Genomic DNA, 21,530 nt, shown 5'->3' with positions numbered 1-21,530 from the left:
TTGTTGCTGCATTTAGCAACTTTAATAAAAAACGGCGCGCAATTTACATTGCGCGCCGTTTTTTAAAACTTACTAATTAAGTGAGTTTATTCTGCTTCCGGCAGGTTACGGCCGTAAAAGATTTCTTGCATTTCACGTGTTAATTTAGAACGAATTGCTTCTTCTTCGTCTTCAGATAAATCACTCGTAGTAACACCAAATAAATAAGTATTTAGGTCTGTTTCTTTTAGCATCATCTTAGTGTGGAACAAGTTTTCTTGATACACATTCACGTCCATCATTTGGTACGCTTCTTTGGTATCTTCGGTCATGTAGTTTTGAATTGAGTTGATCGCGTGATCGATATAGTGCTTAACACCATCTACGTCACGGGTAAAACCACGCACTCGGTAGTCAATTGTTACAACATCTGACTCTAAGCTATGAATTAGGAAGTTTAACGCTTTTAATGGCGAAATAATGCCACAGGTTGATACTTCGATATCGGCACGGAAAGTACAAATACCATCATCAGGGTGAGCTTCAGGATAGGTATGAACGCAGATGTGGCTTTTATCTAAATGAGCAACAACTGTTTCAGGTAATGGTCCTGGTGCTTCATCAACTTCATAAGTTTGCTGCTGCTCAATTGGCTCTTCTGAGATCAGAATTGTTACACTAGCACCTTGAGGGTCGTAATCTTGACGCGAAACATTTAAAATATTCGCACCGATAATGTCTACTACTTCACCTAAAATATCGGTTAGTCGATCAGCACTGTACTGTTCGTCGATATATTCAATATATTCTTTACGTTGTTGCTCAGTCTTTGCATAGCAAATATCGTAAATACTAAAGCTTAAACTTTTGGTTAAGTTATTAAAGCCATGAAGTTTAATTTTATCGAAGGGTTTGTTCATGATAAACCAACCTATAAACAAGTGAAATCTGCCAGAGCAGAATGAAAAGTTCGCGGATTTTATACGAATTTCACCTCAGGAAAAAGCGTTATTTTCCCTGTTCTTGTATAACTTCGTGTGTGTGGGTAATTTCTACTGTTTTATCAAGCATTAATGCTACTGAACAATACTTCTCTGCAGATAGTTGAACGGCACGCGCAAGGTGCTTTTCTGAAACGTTGTCGCCAGTCACAACAAAGTGTAAGTTAATCTTAGTGAATACTCGCGGAGCTGATTCTGCGCGTTCAGCACTCAATTGCACTTGCACATCTGAAAACTGTTGTTTAGCTTTTTTTAGAATACTGACTACATCAACCGATGAACAGCAGCCAACTGACATTAATACCATTTCCATTGGGCTTGGTGCGGCGCTATCGCTACCAGCATCAAACACAACATTGTGACCAGAATTAGAACGCCCTAAAAAAGTATCGCCTTCAACCCATTTCACATTCGCTTGCATTTTATTACTCTCAAAGAAGTTATTTCCTTGATTGTAAGGAAGTCACACGCAGTTGCAAATTAAAAACGATAATTGGAATGATCAGGCACTTTCGACAACTGCGCTATCAAAGAGGTTTTTTACCAATGCGGCAAATTCATCGATAAATGCATGTTGCTCTATTGTCACTTGATTACTGGTGACGCTGCTGAGGACTTCTTGTAAGTCGTATACAATGCCATCTACTTCACGCACGATTTGACTACGTTGTTCAGTAGAAAGCTCTGTGTGTTGCTGGCATAACAACATAACATTTTCAGCAATATCATCTTCTATTAGCTCCATAATAGTAGGAGCGCCTGGTTTTATTTCGCCGGACTTCTCAAATAATGCTAAATTTTGAGTAAGATACATGATGAGGTCATCATATCCTTGCCTATCTAAAACCATAATTATCCACACCTAATTAAAACGACTGTATTGATTTAAGCAGAAAGCGCTTTTAATTGCTACCTTTGAGCATTAACCAATACAAAAAAAGCAGCCTTGGCTGCTTTTTTAGTTATTTATTACTATTTGACCAAAATCGATTAATCGATTTTTAAGCCAGGGCTTAATGTTGCTGGCATTGCTACTTTTTCAAGTTCAACAGAGGCAACTGGGTATGCGCAATAATCAGCTGCATAGTAAGCACTTGCACGATGATTACCTGATGCACCAATACCACCAAAAGGAGCTGCACTTGAGGCACCGGTGATTGGGCGGTTCCAGTTAACAATACCAGCACGGATACGACGTAAAAAATGGTCGTAATCTGCCGCATTATCACTGAGTAAACCCGCAGACAAACCAAAGCTGGTATCGTTGGCTTTATCAATCGCACTATCAAAATCTGTAAAGCGGAATACTTTTAATAGTGGACCAAAGTGCTCTTCATCTGGGAAGTTAGCAACATCTGTACACTCAATAATACCAGGCGTTACAAAACCTGTATTTTCAGTATGCTTAAGCTCAACCAATACTTCAGCACCAAGCTCAACGAGTTGTTGCTGTGCTTTTACCATACCAGCGGCCGCAGCTGATGAGATCATCGAGCCCATAAACGGTTGCTCTACATCATCGTAGTTGCCCACTTTGATGGCTTTAGTCGCGGTAATTAAACCGGCTAAAATAGCATCGCCTTGCTCACCTGCTGGTAAAAACAGCTTGCGTGCACAGGTACATCGTTGGCCACTTGAGATAAATGCTGATTGAATAATATCGTGAATAACGGCTTTAGTATCAGCAACATCAGTAATAATCAGTGGATTGTTACCACCCATTTCTAATGCTAAGATTTTACCTGGTTGACCGGCAAACTGCTCATGCAGAATATGGCCTGTGCGTGATGAACCGGTAAAGAATAAGCCATCAATACCTTTGTGAGCAGCAAGAGCCTTACCTGTGGCTACTTCGCCTTGTACTAGGTTAATAACCCCTGCTGGTAAACCTGCTTTTTCCCATAACTTAAGCGTTAGCTCAGCAACAGCTGGAGTTAGCTCCGATGGTTTAAACACCACGGTATTGCCCGCCAAAAGTGCAGGCACAATATGGCCATTAGGTAAATGACCAGGGAAGTTATAAGGGCCAAATACCGCCACTACACCATGTGGTTTATGGCGGATCATTGCACGACCTTGCGGCATTGGGTTTTCTACGTCGCCAGTGCGCTCTAAAAATGCTTTTTCAGAGATAGCTATTTTACCGACCATAGCACCCGCTTCAGTGCGAGTTTCCCATAACGGCTTACCCGTTTCTTGGGCTATTACAACAGCAAGCTCTTCGCTGTGCTCTTTTAGGGTTTCGGCAAAAGTTTTTACAATCGCTAAACGTTCTGCAAATGATTTATCAGCCCAGCTATAAAATGCTGCACGCGCAGAGTTAACAGCGGTGTCTACTTGCTCACTGGTGGCTGAGTTTGCTTGCCAAATAATTTCGTTATTGGCTGGGTTTACTGAATTAAATGCATCGCCTAGGCCTTGCGACCATTGACCATTAATAAATTGTGCAGGATGAGTCATGTACTTTCTCCTAAATTATATACGTGTTGCGGTAACTATATCGCCAGCTTGTAAGTGCAGTGCATCGGCCATTGCCTGTGGCAAAGTCAACTCAGAGCTTGTTTCATCAAGGTTTAGTTGTGCAACGGTTGCTCTAAAATCATTGAGTTTGTCATTCGCTAGCATGATAGCCGTCTCGCCGCTGTTTTCACCGATTTTTACGGTAAAGTTTTTGGCATTACGAATAGTTGCAATATTATCTACTTTTGCTTCTACCGTTGGGCCAGCATCAAAAATGTCAACGTAGCCATTAAAGGTGAAGCCTTCTTTTTTCAGTAGTTCAATCGCAGGGCGCGTATTATTGTGCACCTTGCCGATCACGGCTTGCGCCTCTTTACTTAATAAGTTGACGTAAATTGGGTACTTTGGCATTAGTTCAGCAATAAACACTTTTTGGCCGATACCGGTTAAGTAATCAGCTGTTGGAAAATCCATCGAGAAAAAGTGTTCTTCTAACCATTGCCAAAATGGACTACTGCCGTGTTCGTTAGAAACACCGCGCATTTCTGCAATTACGGTTTCAGCAAAGCGTTCTTGGTGCTGCTTGATAAACATAAAACGTGCTTTTGAAAGCAGCTTACCGTTATTATTTTTACGGTAACCATCTTTTAAAAACAGCGTACAAAGCTCAGTTGCTCCAGTGTAATCATTACACAAGGTTAAAATATCAACCGCTTTATAAACATTCAATGTACGAGATGAATGAATAGCTTTACTTAAATGATAGTGATAAAACGCATCATCTAAACCAACCGCAGCTTCAATTGCTGAGGTACCGACTACTTCACCTGTTTCGCTATCTTCAAGAACAAACAAGTAACCTTCATCACCCGGATGAGATGCACTTTTTGCGAATGAGCTTATTGAATGAGCTATCTTCTTTTGTAATAACTCTTCGTTATTAGGTAAAGAGGTAAAACCATGTCCTGATTCGTGGGCAATTTTCAATAAAGCTGGGTAATCACATTGCTGGATTGGGCGAAGGATCATCATGAGTCCGCTTGCTCCCTTATAAATAACGGTAAATTAAGAATATTAGGGCAAGCTTGCTACTTGCCCTTATTATGATTAGAGGTGTTGATTAACCGTTCACAACGTTGGCTACGGCTTTTTCAAAGCGCGCCATCCCTTCACGGATATCCGCTTCAGGGATCACTAAAGATGGAGTAAAACGCACCACATCGGCACCCGCGACTAACGACATCACACCCTCAGCGGTTCCTGCTACTAAAAACTCTTTAGCACGACCTTTAAACTGCTCATTAACCACAGCACCAATTAATAAACCTTGACCACGAATTTCCGAGAAAACGTTGTACTTATCGTTAATTGCAGTTAGTAATTCATTAAACAATGCTGACTTTGCTTTTACGCCAGCTAATACTTCTGGTGTATTCACAGTATCAAAGGCTGCTTCACCAACAGCACATGCCAACGGATTGCCGCCATAAGTAGAACCATGAGTACCGACTTTAAGGTGCTTAGCAATCTCTGTCGTGGTGATCATTGCACCAATTGGAAAACCGCCGCCAAGTGCTTTTGCAGTAGTTAAAATATCAGGTACTACATTTAACCCTTGGTATGCATAAAGATCGCCAGTACGACCGACACCAGTTTGTACTTCATCAAAAATAAGTAATGCGTTATGTTTAGTACATAACTGGCGTACACCTTGAGCAAACTCGTCAGTAGCAGAGATAATGCCGCCTTCACCTTGTAATGGCTCCATCATTACCGCACATGTGTTATCAGAGATTAGTGCTTCAAATGCGGCTAAATCGTTATAGTCACAATGTACGATATCTCCCGGCTTAGGACCAAAACCATCAGAGTAAGCAGCTTGACCGCCCACGGTTACAGTAAAGAATGTACGGCCATGGAAACCTTTATTGAAAGCGATGATTTGCGATTTTTGCTCACCAAAATTTTCAAGCGCAACACGACGCGCTAATTTTAGTGCGCCTTCATTTGCTTCTGCGCCTGAGTTGGCGAAATATACTTTTTCAGCAAATGTAGCATCTACCAATTTTTTAGCTAAACGAAGTGCTGGCTCATTAGTCATTACATTTGATAGGTGCCAGATTTTTTCGCCTTGCTCTTTTAATGCTTTAACCAATGCTGGATGACAATGACCTAGACAGTTAACAGCGATACCACCGGCAAAATCGATATATTCACGACCTTGCTGATCCCATACACGTGAGCCTTCGCCACGAACAGGAATAACGCTTGAAGGTGCGTAGTTAGGAACCATTACTTGATCAAATAATTCGCGATTGACTGTCATTTTATATCCTCTTAATTGTGATCCTACAGAAAGTTTAAAAAATAGGCTTGATGATAGACTGTTGTACCATCTCCTTTGGCGTAAATCAGCATAGCTCACATCGCCAAAAAATACTCTCTGGTTCAATTTTCAGATAATCATTATTTCAGAGTTTTTCGTTATTGTCTCTTATAAAACTTTCATGTAGCCCTTGTTATTAAAGGCTTTGAGATATAATTTCAGAGATAGTGAATAACTATCTGAATAACGAATTATGGGGTTGTTTATTCTATATCGCTGCCCCACCACCCACCAGGCAGAGCTTTGCAAGATAAAATATGGGTAAGAGTAGATATTAATGATGAATGAATAGTCGTAAAAAAATTAACAAAAAATTTATGAAATAAGGGCGTGTTGACCTTTCAGGATTAAAATTTGTTCAAATTAGGGGCGATTTAATCACGGCGCGAGATTTGTAACCTAGTGGGCTAAGTAAAAATTGAGCAAAGCTTCCGCGTCCTGCTCACGCCCCTTACTTACATCCATGTAAGTAACAAAGAGTTAATCGCCCCTAGGAAGAACCCTTCGGGCAGCGCGTGTTTGGCATTGATGCTGCGTTATCGCCTATTTATGGGGAACAACCACACTACATAGGCTCTGCCTTGCCTAAATACCAAACACACTGCTGCAAATTCAACCTCGAAAGATAAACACGCCCTAGTCAATTTTAATATGAAAGTGCTGCAAATTGGTTTTTTCAAGCTGCTCTAGTTCCTGTTTTGATAACCCAACGTAATCAAACCAGAGTGATTTTTCATCACTTTCCACCAGCTGATGTTCGCTCAAAGTAACACATTGACTATAACAACGTGCCTTTTGCATTAACATCGCTAATGGCAATAGTGAATCCCCTTTGGACACACCATTAATCAACTGCGATAACACAGCATTAAAAGGTAAATACCGAAACGCCATTTTATCAATCACCGTCGCCGTGACTTTTAGCGCATGCTGATTAAGTAAAGTACTTAAAAATAACGGATCAGGTTTTAACTCTAACAATGCGGTGTGAAGATCTTTATGTTGGTCTTCTCGGGCAAGGGTTACTTTGCGCTGCCACACTCGTTCGAATGTACGTAAATAGAGTCGAATCAAAGCTATCTTGCCAACATCGAGTAACATACCCAAAGTAAATGCATGTACTTCATTAATACCATTGAGCTTAGCCAACTCTTGCGCCGCAATCGCGCAAGCCATTGAGTTATCGCGTAGGCGACGCTTCAATAATGGAAATGGTTCGGTGCTGTGTGGCATCCAATGACGTACCGCAAAGGTAGGCACTACAAACTGTAAGTTGTCTAAACCAATATAACGCAGAGCTAAAGAGGGATTATCAACTTTTACCGAAGTATATTTATTGCGCTGCGCGCGATAATAAGGCAAATTCACAAAAGCAACTAACTCACGTCCTAACCAAGTTAAATCTTTAACTAATGGCTCAAGGCGCCCTACCGATGCTGATTTTACCGCAAGTATGTCTAAAATCGCGGGGACATTATCTTCAATACCAATGGTTTCATGTAGTACCGTATCAATATCGGCTAACTGCTTGTTCATGGCGGTATCAATAACTTGATGTAACTGCTGGCTGGCTTGAGCGCGGTACTTATGATGCGAAGTACTGGAGAGTTTACGTATTTTTTGCGCAGCAACTTCAACCTCAAGTAAGGTGCGCTGCTTCATCGCCTCACCATAATTTATATCTAGAGTATGAATATAGCCAATTTGACGTTGCGCAAAGCTATGTCCAAGCAACAAATCATGGGCTCGTTGCTCTAATGCCTTAGCTGTCCTTTGTTGGCGTATTTCATCTGTCATTAATAGTTATCTTTTATAAATAAATTAAGGGAAGCTACTACGTTTGTTAGCATAAGCCTAGAACCGAGTTAAAAAGTTAGCAAGTAATTCAAGTCCTCGCTGCGTTAAAATTGCCTCTGGGTGAAATTGTACCCCCTCTAACGCTAAGCTATTATGAACTAAGCCCATTATTTCATCTAACTGGCCACTTTCAGTTTCGGTCCAAGCGGTGATCTGCAACTCATCAGGAATGCTATCTTGTTCAACAACCAACGAATGATAACGGCAAACTGTTAATGGATTTGGTAAGCCGGCAAATACACCTTGATTAGCATGATAAATTGGCGATGTTTTGCCATGCATCACTTGCTTTGCCCTAACAATGTTCGCACCTAATGCTTGTGCTATTGTTTGATGACCTAAACAAATACCTAAAATTGGAAATTGACCTTTTAGTTGCTCAATAAGCTCCAAAGATATACCCGCTTCATTTGGTGAGCATGGGCCGGGAGATATCACGATATGCTGAGGGTTTAACTGGGCAATTTGACTAACCGAGATCTCATCATTGCGCTTTACTAGCACCTCTTGATCTAAACGTTGAAAATACTGTACCAAATTGTAGGTAAACGAGTCGTAGTTATCGATCATTAAAAGCATGTAATAAAGCACTCAAAATAGAAATTGTTTGCAGGCAACTGCCTGCGTTCATATTCTAACTTAAGCCCGCACGAGTGTCAGTGTTTTGTATTCAGGCAAAGGGAAATTACTTTAATAACGATAATACTGAGATTGATGTTGATTTATTTTAAATCAGCCCAAGCTCTATTGTATTGGCAAAACGCCTCAGAGCATTTAATTTGACTAAAACCCATGCGTGTTTATCTATCGAGATTAATATGTAACACGCTTTAATAAGGAGCGACCTATGTTAGGCGAAGATCATTCATTAACTAAAGATTTCCCTGAATACCAAAGCACAATCACTAAGCTCAACACTGATAATGAAGAGTTCGCGGCAAGGGCAAAGCAATACAATGCAATTGATAAAGAAATCCGTGTCCTGGAGTTACAAGATGCCCCTATTGATGATGAAGCAATGCATCAATTAAAACACGATAGAATGGCATTAAAAGATTGGCTCCATCAGCAATTAGCTGATGCTGCCAACTAATAATTATATTATATATATCTGGCGCTTATTTAAAACTAAGCGCCCGCACTGAGCCTTAACTCCCTTTCACTCATCCTATTTGCCTAAAATTACATCCATTATGGTGCAAAAGCATTGCTATTCGTTTAGCTTAGAGACAAGCTATCTTTATCTAAGTTAAATAACATTATATTTTATGTGCAAATACATACTCTCGATTGACCAAGGAACGACGAGCTCTCGCGCCATCTTATACACCAAAGATGCCGAGGTTTTTGGCACAGCCCAACAAACTTTCCCGCAGCACTTTGTGCAAAATGGTTGGGTTGAACACGATCCTGTAGATATTTGGCAAACCGTATTCGCGAGCGTTAAAAACGTATTGGCGCAGCAACGGGTAACGGCTGCCGACATTATTGCCATAGGCATTGCTAATCAACGAGAAACCACCTTAGTGTGGAGTAAAAAAACTGGGCAACCTATTTACAACGCGATTGTGTGGCAAGACCGACGCACTAGCCAGTACTGTGATAGTTTGCGCGATGCTGGGCACAGTAAAATCGTCAATGATAAAACCGGCTTATTACTCGATCCGTACTTTTCTGCCACCAAAATTCGTTGGATCTTAGATAACGTCACTGGCGCTAAAGAGCAAGCACACGCAGGTGAGCTGGCGTTTGGTACGGTAGACACCTACTTACTATGGCAATTAACCGATGGTAAAGTACACACAACCGATGCAACCAATGCCTCTCGCACATTACTGTTTAACATTCACCAGCAATGCTGGGATGAAGACTTACTCGCCTTATTTGATATTCCAGCCTCGATGCTACCTGAAGTAATGGACTCAGCGGCTGACTTTGGTGTTACTAGCAGCGAGTTATTTGGTGGTGAAATTCCAATTAGCGGCATAGCGGGTGATCAGCAAGCCGCTTTAATTGGCCAAGCTTGTTTTGAAGAAGGTATGGCAAAAAGCACCTACGGAACAGGCTGTTTTTTAATGCTTAACACCGGCGATAAAGCACTAAAGTCAAACAATCGCTTATTAACCACCATCGCATATAGACTTAACGGCAAACCTACGTATGCCATTGAAGGCAGTATTTTTATGGCAGGTGCCACCATGCAGTGGATTGTAGAGGGCTTGAAATTATTAGAAAGCGCGGGAGAAAGTGAAGCCCTCGTCAAAGGTGTTCCCTTAGATCATGGGGTATTTTTAGTGCCCTCTTTTACAGGTTTAGGCGCTCCCTATTGGGATGCCAATGCCCGAGGTGCTATTTTAGGGCTTACTCGAGATTCAGGTATTAGTACGATTGTCGCTGCAGCTTTGCAATCAGTGGGTTATCAAACTAAAGATTTACAAAAAGCGATGGAAGGGGATGGCTTGCGCCCCAGCATATTGCGCGTTGACGGCGGTATGGCTAATAATAATTGGGCTATGGAGTTTTTAGCTAATATTTTAGGTGCGAGTGTTGAGCGGCCCACCTTAACCGAAACCACCTCGCTTGGCGTCGCCTATTTAGCAGGCCTGCAAAGTGGTGTTTATGAATCAACAGCGCAACTGGCAACTATGTGGCGATGTGACCGCCGCTTTGAGCCAACTATGAGTAGCTTTGAGCGTAACGATTTATATGCAAAATGGCTACATTGTATTGCGCAAGTGACGCTTGCTAATAATCCGCAGAATGACGGCTAATCGCGTTAATATAATCTGGCATTAACAACTAACTTTAAGGTTCACCCGTGCAGTTACTCGATAACGAATATGATTTACTTGTCATTGGCGGTGGCATTAATGGTGCTGGTATTGCAGCAGATGCAAGTGGTAGAGGCTTGAAAGTATTATTGTGTGAGCAAGACGATTTAGCCTCAGCCACCTCATCAAACAGCAGTAAGCTTATTCATGGCGGGCTGCGCTATTTAGAGCACTATCAATTTAGGTTAGTAAAAGAAGCATTGCTAGAGCGTGAAGTGTTATTAAAAAAAGCACCGCATATTATTTGGCCGCTCTCGTTTAGGCTTCCTCATCAGTCACATTTGCGGCCGCCATGGATGATCCGCCTAGGATTATTTATTTACGACCATCTAGGAAAACGAGACACGCTACCCGCTTCCAAGTCGATTATTTTCACAAAAGACAGTGTGCTAAATGCATCAATTACACAAGGGTTTGAATATGCTGATGGCTGGGTAGATGACGCGCGTTTAGTGATCTTAAACGCCCTTGCCGCCGAACAACACGGAGCAACCATAGCAACGCGTACTCGTTGTATCAAGGCACAGCGCAATATTGAACATTGGGATGTAACTCTAGCGCAACAAACGACCCAGCAGCAACTACAAATCAAAGCCAAATGCATTGTTAATGCCGCAGGCCCTTGGGTTGCTTCATTGTTTGATAATGTATTTATTCAGCCATCACCACAGCATATTCGCTTAGTCAAAGGCAGCCATATCGTGGTGCCACGTATTCATCACGAGCCATGTGCCTATATTCTCCAAAATGAAGATCAACGTATTGTTTTTGTCATTCCTTTTGAAGATGACTATTCCTTGATTGGTACTACGGATGAAGAATATACCGGCACCATTAAAGATGTAAAAATTAGCGAACAAGAGATTAGTTACTTAATCAATATTACTAATCATTACTTTAAAACCCCGATTGAAGCGACTGATATAGTACATACATTCAGTGGCGTACGGCCATTACTCGATGACCACTCAGCAGATGCTCAAGCTGTAACCCGCGATTATAAGCTGATATTAAATAATGATGATAATCAGGCTGCTTTGTTAAGTGTGTTTGGCGGAAAAATAACTACTTATCGAAAACTGGCAGAAAATGCTGTGGACAAACTCGCGCTATTTTATCCTCATATGACTGAAGCGTGGACAAAAAGCGCGCCGTTACCAGGCGGAGATTTTAGTGAAAAAGCGACGTTAATAACGCAACTACAAGTAAAATACAATTGGTTGCCTGAGTTATTATTAAATAGGCTGGTACGCTCCTATGGCACGCTAACTAATGCACTGCTAGGTAATTGCAGTGCATTGGCTGACTTAGGTTGTCATTTTGGCCATGGTCTATACGCTCAAGAAGTCGATTACCTAATTGCCAAAGAGTGGGCAAAAACCAGCGATGACATATTGTGGCGTAGAACAAAGCTCGGGCTACGCTTTAGTAAAGCGCAAGTCACCGCTTTAGATAACTACTTGCGCACCTTAAATTACTAACTACACATTAAGAAGCTGCAATAAAATGCTCATTTAAGGCTGCTTTTTCAATACTAGATAAAGCTTGCTTAGCTTTAGCGGCAAAGTCGTAACGTACCAGCACTGTTTTACCGATTGCGCAGCATTTATCTTGCTGCCACGCCTCTTGGCGAAGCACAAATGAGCTGCTGCCAATATGCTCTACCGATGTTTTAATACTTACTTCATGCGAGTAAAACAACTCACCTACAAACGACACCTCAATTTTAGCAATAATAAGCTTCCAATCGTGAGGATTTAAATCGGGGGTAAAAAATTTAAAAATAGGTGCACGTGCGGCTTCAAACCAAACAGGGAGTACGGTATTGTTGATGTGTCCGAGTGCATCCGTTTCGCTAAAGCGCGGCATCACTTTTTCAGTAAACATAATAATCCAATAATAATTAAACAGGTAACTCATGACGGACTTTATCCGCGTGTATGACAACGCGCTCAGTAATGACTTTTGCGATAACTTTATCACCACCTTTTCGCAAAGCCCGCATATAAAACAAGGGATGACATCAGGCGGCATAGATCTTAATAAAAAAGATAGCCACGACTTACACTTAAACAATCATCCTGAATACGCTGAGCAATTAAAACATATTCAACAAACTACTGCACAATATGTTTTTAACTACATTGAAGAACATATTTTTATAATGATTGGGGCGTTTGGTTTAAAAGTGTACCACCCCCAAACAGGACAACCTGTTGATTTAACGCAAGCTAATTTTGACGAGGTAGGTAAACCGCAATTACCTTTATTGGTACAGCAAATTTTTCGACTCGGTAATATCCAAGCGCAAAAATACGAAGTTAACAAAGGCGGCTACCCGTATTGGCATAGTGAAGTGTACCCACAGTTACACCATAACGAAGCACTGCATCGAGTATTGTTATTTATGTTTTATTTAAACGATGTTGAAGAAGGCGGTGAAACCGAGTTTTATTATCAAAATCGTAAGATAGCTCCGAAAAAAGGCACTATGGTGATTGCCCCAGGCTACTTTACTCATACTCATCGCGGTAATAAACCTGTGTCGAATGATAAATATATTTTAACGTCGTGGGTGCTGTTTAACCGCGCAGAACAAATATACGGGCAGCCACAGGCCTAAGCGGTAAGCGGTAAGCGGTAAGCGGTAAGCGGTAAGCGGTAAGCGGTAAGCGGTAAGCGGTAAGCGGTAAGCGGTAAGCGGTAAGCGGTAAGCGGTAAGCCAAAAATCTACTCAATTCAGATTTTATGTCAAGGCTTACCAAGCGCTCTGGTCGCTTAAAACTTACAGCTTATGACTTATAGCTCTAATTATAACTTATAGCTTTAAATCAGTTCATCAAACAAATCAAATAACTTATCTAGCTCTTCGATGGTGTTGTAATGCATGCAACCAATACGTACAACGCCACCTTTATCCAACACACCTAATTGCTCACATAAGCCCTGAGCGTAAAAGTTACCGTCCCACACACATATATGTTGTTTGCCTAAAAACTCAGACACCTGACGTGGCTCAAGCCCTGCAAAAGTTAAAGCAAAGGTCGGTGTACGCTCTGATAAACGCTCTAAATCATCAATACCAAATAGCTTAATTTTAGGGTAGTTAACTAAACGTGTGAGAAAGTACTCACTTAATGCCATTTCATGCTGTTTGGTTTTGGCAAAAGCCGCAGCTAATTTATCACGGCGCGAATGACTATCATCAAGCTCACTAATATCACCAATGTAGTCAACCGCAGCAATTAGACCTGCAAGTGCTTCAAAGCTTTGCGTACCGGTTTCCCAGCGCCCAGGAATAACGTCCTTGGCAGGCTCAACTTTATAAGGCGTAAATCCTTCAAGGTGTTCACGCTTGCCGTAGACCATACCTAAGTGCGGGCCAAAAAACTTATACGCAGAGCAGGCTAAAAAATCACAATCAAGGGCTTGTACATCAACCAGCTCATGAGGTGCGTAATGGACTGCGTCAACATAAACCAATGCACCCACTTCATGAGCCATCGCAACAATACGCTGAATATCGTTAATAGACCCAGTAGTGTTTGATGCATACGTCACTGCAACAAGCTTAGTATTGCTATTAAGTAAGCTGGCAAAATGTGCTAAATCTAAGCTGCAATCAGCTTCATTGATACGTGCAGCGTTAACCTTCACGCCTTTATCTTCAGCTGCTTGCTGCCAAGAGGATACATTTGAGAAGTGATCAGCATTAGTCACGATGATTTCGTCGCCCGCCTGCCAGTCGCGAGAAATCGCACGGCTAAAGCTAAACGTAAGGCTGGTCATATTCGCGCCAAATACAATTTGCTCGCGCGATGGTGAATTAAGTAAATCAGCCGCTGCTTGACGCGCATTGGCCATTAACTCAACGGTTTTATCGCTTGAAAAAAACGCGCCGCCTAAGTTAGAGTTGTAATAACCTAAGTAAGCTGACATTGCACTAAGCACTGATTGTGGTACTTGCGAACCACCCGGGCCATCTAAAAATATTGGCGATTTACCCGCAACTTGTTGCATAAGTGCCGGAAACTGACGACGAAGTTTAGTTAAATTCATTATCATTCCTTAAGCCGTTAGTACGAAACAATCTAGGTAACCGTCTTTACTTGCATCAATCTTATTCATCGGCGTGGCGTTGTGCCATACTTCACGGTCGTTGATTAATGCAAACATACCGTCTTTAATTTCCATTTTAAAACACGGCTCAGCTTGTTTGTTTTCATAAACAAGTAATTCACCACCTTCTAGATTTTCATGTGATACACCACAAATACATACATGATCAAAGCCGTCTTGGTGAATACCTTCTGGCGCAGGCGGCGTATCACTTTCAATAGCAAGCATACGAAATTGATGAATTTCAATATCACGCTCTTCGCTAATACCGGTAATGGCACGAAACTCATTGACGATACTTTTCATCCCTTCGCTTGCCAATAAACTCGGCTCTAAATTTTCGTAAGTGCGCTCAACATTACCTTGGAAAGTATTGATTGAATCATCTTGCACAAATGCTTTTGTGGCTTGTAAAACAAGTTCATCATTTTGCACTTTAATTACTGAATAGCGGCGTTTACGAAACGCACCATCGGCGTACGGATTAGCAGGTAGATTAGCAAATGATGGCTTGACTGCCTCGATATGAGCTTGGTTTACAAAACGAAGTTGTAATAGGTTCTGGTTGTTTAATGCTGTCATAAAATATCACCTAAAAAATAAGAGACTAACTCATAAATATTGAAGGGGATTTTAATGCAAGTAGAGAGGATTTTTTGCGTCTTTATTTAATAAAAGGAGTTTAAAAGTATAAAATTAAGATCCAAATGAGGGTTTTATTGAATTTTTAATTTAAAAATAAAAACGACCCCGTGGCGTGGTCGTTTTATCAACTACAAAAAGTATTCAATAAACTTAAGGTGTTGTTTCTACAAACTCAACATTTACTTCGCACGACTCTGTGATTGGACCTACCTCATAATAGTCAGTTGAGTCCCAAGTACCATCACAGCCTGTTACGCTTACAACTTCATAACCACTATCAGTGGTATAAATTTATCCCGCGGCTTTCACCATCTGATTATAGAAAGTTAGATTCACTAACACTACCGTTGCCAGTAACGTTCACAGTAACACTGTAGTTTACTGAATACGAAATATTGTAATAACCTTGGTTATCACGTAAATCATCTAAATAACTAACAGTACCACTGCTTAGCGGATTATAATCAAAGTCCAACCTTGCTGATTTATCAGCAATAGCTTCTATTCCACTAATAGTCTCTAATGCATTCTGTCTAGAATAGACGTCTGTTAAATTGCTATTATTACTAAAATCTAGAGTCGTAATTGGAGAGTTATTCACCTGCAGCCAGTATAAAGACGTCATCTCACTTATATTTAGCTGTTCAAGCTGATAATTACCAAACAAATCCAGTGATAAAATTAGCTCAGGATTAGCAATTGACGATAAGTCACTAATACCTGATTGATATATTCCTAGTCTTGATAAATTAGTAAAAGACGAAAAATCAAAACTTGTATAATTAGCTCCACCTATCGTTAAACTTGATATGTGATAGACCTGTGACCATGGCACAAGTGATTGCTCAATACCTTCGATACTTAATGAAGTCAAGCTTTGTAAAGCTGAAAAATCTAGATTATTTATTGAGGTATACGAAATGCTAAGGCTTTCTAAATTAACGAGATTTGTTAGGTTAAGCACTGAAACCCCCATTTTACCAATATCAAGGCGAGTTAATTTCGTTAAATTGGTGACATCAAGCTCTGTTACCCCCGTTTGCCCCCATAAAAACGCATTTCTTAGCTCTGTTAAATGCCCAATATTGAGTTCAGTTAAGCTACCACTATTAATTGCTAAGTACTCTAACTGAGTGTTAAAGATTAGGTCTAGCTGATTTAACTCTATGCCTTGTAAGTCTAAATGCACTAATTGTGTTTGATTAGATAAATCAATCTGAGTCAATGGCATATCATGCAAAGTTAAATACTGCAGTGAGGTATATGCAGATAAGTCAATATCTGAAAGATTTTGTCCACTCAACTCTAGGCGAGTAATTAGACTAGAGTCGTAAAATTGAATAGATTCTATTTTTTTTTGCTGCTCAGAACCATAGTTATAACCATTAGAAAACTCTGTTAATTGCTCAAAAGCAGATAAATCAAGATGGGGACCCAAGTTTAAGTCTGAGAGTTCAAGAATCTGTAAATTAGGCAAGGCCTCTAGACCGGCTAAAGACGTAATCTCACCATAGTTGTTCCACAGGCAATTTAATTCAATCACACTCTCTAAGCTTGTTTCACCTGAATTATCAACACACATTGCAAGCGCAGGATCTGTAATATTCGCTTGGGTAGATAACGGAATAAGCTCTTTAAACGTTACATCAATTTGACAACTTTCTTTCACATAAGGGATTCTATAATCACTGCCATCTTCATAGCCGTCACAACCTGAAATACTATTAAGCTCATAACCTGAATTTGGCTCAATAGATGTCGACCAATTTGAGCCATGAGCAACATTACTATCATCTCCTACAGCTAATGAGCCATTACCATCACCATTAACTGTGATTGTATGCATAGGTAAATCAAACGATAAGTAAACTTTATCTTGCTCTAAGCAGCTATTACCTTTTAAGTACTTACAGAAAGTAACATTACGGCGGTTGTTATCAATTAATTCAATAACAGTATCTTGACCGTCGAGGGTTAACTCTAACTTTCCATCAACTAGCTCAACATATACAGGTTCAGTGTCGTCAATCTGGAAAATATAGTGTTGCTTATTTAGCACTTCATCATAGTAACCATAGGTAACAGCCCAGCGAGCAATACCATTACTATCATTTTGATAAAGGCTAAAAACTAAGTTATGTTCTTCAAACTGAGCGACATCTGTTGAAGGTGTGTAATCATGTATATATAAATGTGCTGTAGTGTCTCCACCATTTACGGCACCGCCAAGCGTCCGTTCTATAAAATAACGCTGACCATCAACAGCGACTAGGGTATATATAAACTCCCCCTCAAGTGTGCATGTATCTAAAGAAACATCGCACCAATCAACTCTCTGATAGATGCCATCAACGTATTCAGAATATCGATCACGTTTTAAATGTCCACCTTCAAACCCTCCTTGAAAAGAGCTTGTGTCAAAAGTAAAGAAAACCTCTCCATCATCATAAACTTGTATTTCCCCCCAATGGGTGTCTAGGTCATGACCATCTCTAAACTGGTGACGACCAGCAAAGTTATCTGCACTAATTGGTTGTTCATTACGACGCACCATGATGCCTGAATCTGTATAATGCTCACCGTCAAAAATACCTTGAGTAACAAGCTGGTAACCAACATTTAAACCTTTAGTGATATAAAATGATTCAGTTCCGTTATCTTCAGGAAAGAAAAGCGCTATAGAGTTATCAACTATTTGCCAAGTGAAATTCTCTTCGGATAAGTCACTTATATTATGAGATACACCAGACCCATCAAGATTAAAATTTACTTTATAAACAGTCTTTTCCCCGACCAAGTCAACTGACCATTGTCCTGCGATATCATCGGTTGTAATAGCTAAACGTTGATCGAGTGATGTTTGACTCACTTCATAAGAAGTTGTGTATTCATCAACTAACACATCATCTTTATATTGTTCGATTACTCGATCTAACTCATACCAGTTAATGCCTTTCTCTGGTAATGGTTTTAATCTCAGGCTTGTAGCAATATCTTTAAAATTAACTTCAAGTGGAAAACCCTCTGGATATTCTATATTTTGATATTCATTAAGAATAAACGCTTGCTGTGGGGTGATTTCAATCACACCTTGCTCATCCTCTTGCCAAGTAATATCAACTTTACCGTTGTAGGTTAAATAGCCGGTATTATCTTCATTAAGATCTACAGTATAAGCACTTGCATAATACAGATCTTGATTACCAATAATGAAGCTACCAACTGTTTGCTGTTGCTCTTTAAAGGTTGCTGTAATTTCACAATCAGTGTTACTTGCAAATGCAATGTAGTGATTACCTTCAATATAGCCATCGCAGCCTTCAATTACGTCTAAAACGAAACCGTCGTCAGGAATGATTTCAAACCCAACTTTTTGATACAAAAATGACGCTTGTGATGCGGGTGAAATTTCACCATTGCCACTTGAGTTAGCGCTAAGGGTAACTTTAGGGCGCTTTGGTAAGTAAGTAATTTGTGACGCAGCATTACACGTGCCACCATCTTGATAATGGCAAACTACAATGCTGCCGGTATCTGATGAAACAAGCTCAAGATGCCACGTTTCACCATTTCGGTCATAACTTAATACACCGTCATTAAAGGTTGCGCCGGTGTAAGTCTGCCCCTCTAATTCAACAACGTATATTACGTTACCGTTTTCGTCATATTCAGTATAAATTCTATCTGTTTGGCCATCTGCTGAATAAAACTCTGTGTAATTCTCTAATAGCTCTTCGGTGAATGCGCTGTAGGTTAAGTCTTTGCTGTATTCATAAACTAATATTGCACCGCTTTGAGACCTAATCTCACCATTTGGTAAATAGTAATTTAGAGTGCGCTTAATGTAATACAGGTTACCAACAATACTGATGAACTCATGAATCATTTCACTTTCAAGGTAGCAACTTGCACCAAAGCCTTCACATGACGTAACAATTTCATTGTTATAAATAAAACGCTTACGTGTAAACTGACCATCATTTAAATGCCCCTGCCAATCAGTGATGCCTAGGCCGATCATCATTGTGCCATCGCTAAAAATATTTAAATCATACGATTGAGATGTGCCGATAAAGCCATGCCAACGACCAATTAAATCATCATTCGTAGTCGATACCGCTTGTTTTTTGATTAATAGCCCCGTTAGGGTGTCACTCGGCTTATCAAAGCTCGTATCAAGACCAACTAATTGATAGCCGCCACTTAATGCTTTTGTAAACCAAAGCTCTAGCTGCCCTGTTTCGCCGCCGTCATCATAGTTAACAATTAAGCTATGGCTGTTTAGCTGCCAAGTAAACGCTTCGCTACTATCAACAACGCCTGTACCGTCAGCATAAAATTGCAGGGTTTCAGGTAGGTTGGGATCGTAGCTAGTATAAAAATCATTATCTTGTACATGAAGTGCCCACTCACCTACCAGCTGTTCAGCTAATAATGAAATGGTTTTATTTTTATATATTAGATTCGTCGTATATGTTTCATCATCTTCAGTCGTCATTGTAACTGAACCGCTGTTGCTATTAACAACCGTTCGCTCTGTTGAACGCGTCACTTCGATGGTTCTAAACACATCGTTTTCAGCCAATACAGTAAAGCTGAATCCAGTTAAAACTACAGACTCTGAACTTTCTGCATCTGAATTTTGATAAATCGTAACTTTTTCAGCAAAGTCTAATGTATAAACGCCTGCATTTTCAGCCCAAGAGATCGCACTACTGGTATTAGAGCTAAACTGCCCGCTTCCATCAGCCCTTAAGCTAAGGTGGAATGCTGTATTGGTATGATAACGAGGTGAGTTAATAATATAATTACCCTCGAGCGTACCTGTTGCGCCGGTTACGAGAGCATCATCTTCTTTAATTTCTTTTTTGGTTTTTTCGATGATTTCAGGATCTTTCTCTATCACTTCTTCTTCAAACTGCTTCGCGACTTGTTCATTCGCAACAAGCTCCAGCGTGCTATTAATACCTTCAGGTAATTGATAATCTGGATTATCAACAACAATCTTAATAAGTGTTGCTAGCTGAATCTTCTCATCCGCATCAACATTTAACAGTGCGCTATTAAGCTCTTCTTCACTCGCAGGCTCTGTACCATCACGTGTTAAAAGTGCAAATTCAGCAGTGGTAACATTAGTGATATTGACACTAAAATTATCATTACTATCAAGCGTATTATCCTCGCCCGCTTGTGCTAAAAGCTTTTCAACTGAACTTAGCTGCGATACAAACTCAACACCTGGGTTTAAGGCATCTAGTCCTTTCGCTTTTACTCTTACCAACTTTTTAGTTGATGACTCATCGATATTTAAAACCGCTGTATAACGACCACTATCATTTGCTTGAACCTGGAACGATTCACCACCAACAACAATTTCAAGTTCAGCATTTGCAATTGGCTCATCAGTAACAAGCCCTGTTATGGTTACATTGGATACTTTACGCTTGATGAGCACCGCTTGAGAGGATGATGCTGAAGCACCATCATTATCAGTAACCGTTACAGTAAAATTAACCGTAATGTCTTCACTGATATCGGGGGAAGTAAAGCTCACTTCAGCACTGGAAAGACCATCACTGATAAAGTCAAAGCTCGCATCGTGGCTCCAACTATATGACGAAATTTCACCATCAGTATCATTTGCTGTCGCTTTAAGAGTGAATGTTTCTTGTTCTATTTGTTCATCTGCAGCCGTTAGTGTAACTATTGGGCCTTGGTTAACTGGGTCAACAGGTTTTGGCGTTGTACTACCGCTATCATCACCTCCGCCTCCACAGCCAGTTAAAAATAGCGCACTGGCTAGTAAGCCTATGCGTAGCTTTATTTCAAAAAAACCCATTTTATTCCCCTTTTAAATGGATGCTATTGAGGGAGCTGTGTTTAAATCATTTCCCTTTAATAATTTAAAAAAGCCTTAGCTTAATGTGGCTTTAAAATTTTGTTTTCGGTTCTTATAACTTTTTATATTTATACTTTAAGAATTACACCTCAGAAGCCTCAAGCTCGAATCATCATTCTCAAGTTATTAAATCTCCCAATCCCCTGATTCTCATAGGCTAATTATTCTTTCGTACACTAAAGATATTGATGCTGCGTAATTTGATGTGGTAAATGAAATTGAAATTAGCTAAGGAGTTTACGATGGTGCCTTTCATTGCTGATTAATTATTTTAATAGCATGAAGGAAGTTATCGCCTTTTCCATGGCAACTAATAACATATGTTAATTTTTTATTGGTAAGATTCTAGACTA

At 40.3% G+C, this 21,530-nt stretch carries 16 protein-coding genes; 4 read left to right on the top strand and 12 right to left on the bottom strand.

Annotated features, from left to right (window positions below; genetic code table 11):
- Positions 1–86: 86 nt before the first annotated feature.
- The 8 genes from speD to FW757_RS04580 form a co-directional block, all read right to left on the bottom strand.
- Entirely contained in the window at positions 87–899 is an 813-nt protein-coding gene (gene speD, locus FW757_RS04615) for an adenosylmethionine decarboxylase (protein ID WP_145238045.1), read from the bottom strand.
- An 88-nt stretch (positions 900–987) separates the two neighbouring features.
- A complete protein-coding gene (locus FW757_RS04610) occupies positions 988–1,401 on the bottom strand; it encodes an OsmC family protein (RefSeq protein WP_145238042.1) in 414 nt (137 codons plus the stop codon).
- An 81-nt stretch (positions 1,402–1,482) separates the two neighbouring features.
- A complete protein-coding gene (locus tag FW757_RS04605) occupies positions 1,483–1,830 on the bottom strand; it encodes a DUF3802 family protein (RefSeq protein ID WP_149980484.1) in 348 nt (115 codons plus the stop codon).
- Between the two features lie 140 nt (positions 1,831–1,970).
- The gene (gene astD, locus FW757_RS04600) at positions 1,971–3,440 is read right to left on the bottom strand and encodes a succinylglutamate-semialdehyde dehydrogenase (RefSeq protein ID WP_145238036.1); all 1,470 of its coding nucleotides are present in this window, start codon (positions 3,438–3,440) and stop codon (positions 1,971–1,973) included.
- 15 nt (positions 3,441–3,455) lie between these two features.
- Positions 3,456–4,472: an arginine N-succinyltransferase gene (astA, locus tag FW757_RS04595; RefSeq protein WP_145238033.1), complete on the bottom strand. Its 1,017-nt coding sequence runs from the start codon at positions 4,470–4,472 to the stop codon at positions 3,456–3,458.
- Positions 4,473–4,560: 88 nt separating this feature from the next.
- A complete protein-coding gene (locus tag FW757_RS04590; protein ID WP_149980483.1) occupies positions 4,561–5,766 on the bottom strand; it encodes an aspartate aminotransferase family protein in 1,206 nt (401 codons plus the stop codon).
- A 696-nt stretch (positions 5,767–6,462) separates the two neighbouring features.
- The gene (locus FW757_RS04585; protein WP_446440908.1) at positions 6,463–7,623 is read right to left on the bottom strand and encodes an HDOD domain-containing protein; all 1,161 of its coding nucleotides are present in this window, start codon (positions 7,621–7,623) and stop codon (positions 6,463–6,465) included.
- 57 nt (positions 7,624–7,680) lie between these two features.
- Positions 7,681–8,262: an anthranilate synthase component II gene (locus tag FW757_RS04580; RefSeq protein WP_182718914.1), complete on the bottom strand. Its 582-nt coding sequence runs from the start codon at positions 8,260–8,262 to the stop codon at positions 7,681–7,683.
- A gap of 268 nt (positions 8,263–8,530) precedes the next feature.
- On the opposite strand from FW757_RS04580, the gene FW757_RS04575 reads away from it, so the two are divergent.
- The 3 genes from FW757_RS04575 (at position 8,531) to glpD (ending at position 11,995) form a co-directional block, all read left to right on the top strand.
- Complete coding sequence (locus FW757_RS04575; RefSeq protein ID WP_145238021.1) at positions 8,531–8,776, top strand: YdcH family protein; 246 nt, start codon at positions 8,531–8,533, stop codon at positions 8,774–8,776.
- A 175-nt stretch (positions 8,777–8,951) separates the two neighbouring features.
- Positions 8,952–10,454 carry a glycerol kinase GlpK gene (gene glpK / locus FW757_RS04570; protein WP_182740845.1) on the top strand — a complete coding sequence of 501 codons (1,503 nt, stop codon included), beginning with the start codon at positions 8,952–8,954 and terminating at the stop codon, positions 10,452–10,454.
- Positions 10,455–10,501: 47 nt separating this feature from the next.
- Positions 10,502–11,995 (top strand): glycerol-3-phosphate dehydrogenase, encoded by a 1,494-nt coding sequence (gene glpD, locus FW757_RS04565; RefSeq protein WP_446440907.1) that lies wholly within the window; start codon positions 10,502–10,504, stop codon positions 11,993–11,995.
- A 7-nt stretch (positions 11,996–12,002) separates the two neighbouring features.
- Here glpD and FW757_RS04560 read toward each other — a convergent pair whose 3' ends face one another.
- A complete protein-coding gene (locus FW757_RS04560) occupies positions 12,003–12,401 on the bottom strand; it encodes an acyl-CoA thioesterase (protein ID WP_182718911.1) in 399 nt (132 codons plus the stop codon).
- Positions 12,402–12,432: 31 nt separating this feature from the next.
- Between FW757_RS04560 and FW757_RS04555 the strand changes: the two genes are divergently transcribed.
- Positions 12,433–13,137: a 2OG-Fe(II) oxygenase gene (locus tag FW757_RS04555; protein WP_145238009.1), complete on the top strand. Its 705-nt coding sequence runs from the start codon at positions 12,433–12,435 to the stop codon at positions 13,135–13,137.
- Between the two features lie 203 nt (positions 13,138–13,340).
- Here FW757_RS04555 and FW757_RS04550 read toward each other — a convergent pair whose 3' ends face one another.
- The 3 genes from FW757_RS04550 to FW757_RS04540 form a co-directional block, all read right to left on the bottom strand.
- The gene (locus FW757_RS04550) at positions 13,341–14,573 is read right to left on the bottom strand and encodes a cysteine desulfurase-like protein (protein ID WP_446440906.1); all 1,233 of its coding nucleotides are present in this window, start codon (positions 14,571–14,573) and stop codon (positions 13,341–13,343) included.
- 9 nt (positions 14,574–14,582) lie between these two features.
- Positions 14,583–15,215: a 2OG-Fe dioxygenase family protein gene (locus FW757_RS04545; RefSeq protein ID WP_182740945.1), complete on the bottom strand. Its 633-nt coding sequence runs from the start codon at positions 15,213–15,215 to the stop codon at positions 14,583–14,585.
- Between the two features lie 379 nt (positions 15,216–15,594).
- Positions 15,595–21,117, bottom strand: a complete 5,523-nt coding sequence (locus tag FW757_RS04540; RefSeq protein ID WP_446440905.1) for a PKD domain-containing protein — start codon at positions 21,115–21,117, stop codon at positions 15,595–15,597.
- Between the last annotated feature and the right edge of the window lie 413 nt (positions 21,118–21,530).

This window comes from Pseudoalteromonas sp. 1181_04, from assembly GCF_052850545.1.
Note: the sequence above shows the minus strand (reverse complement) of the source record. Positions and strands in the feature narration are given on the sequence as shown.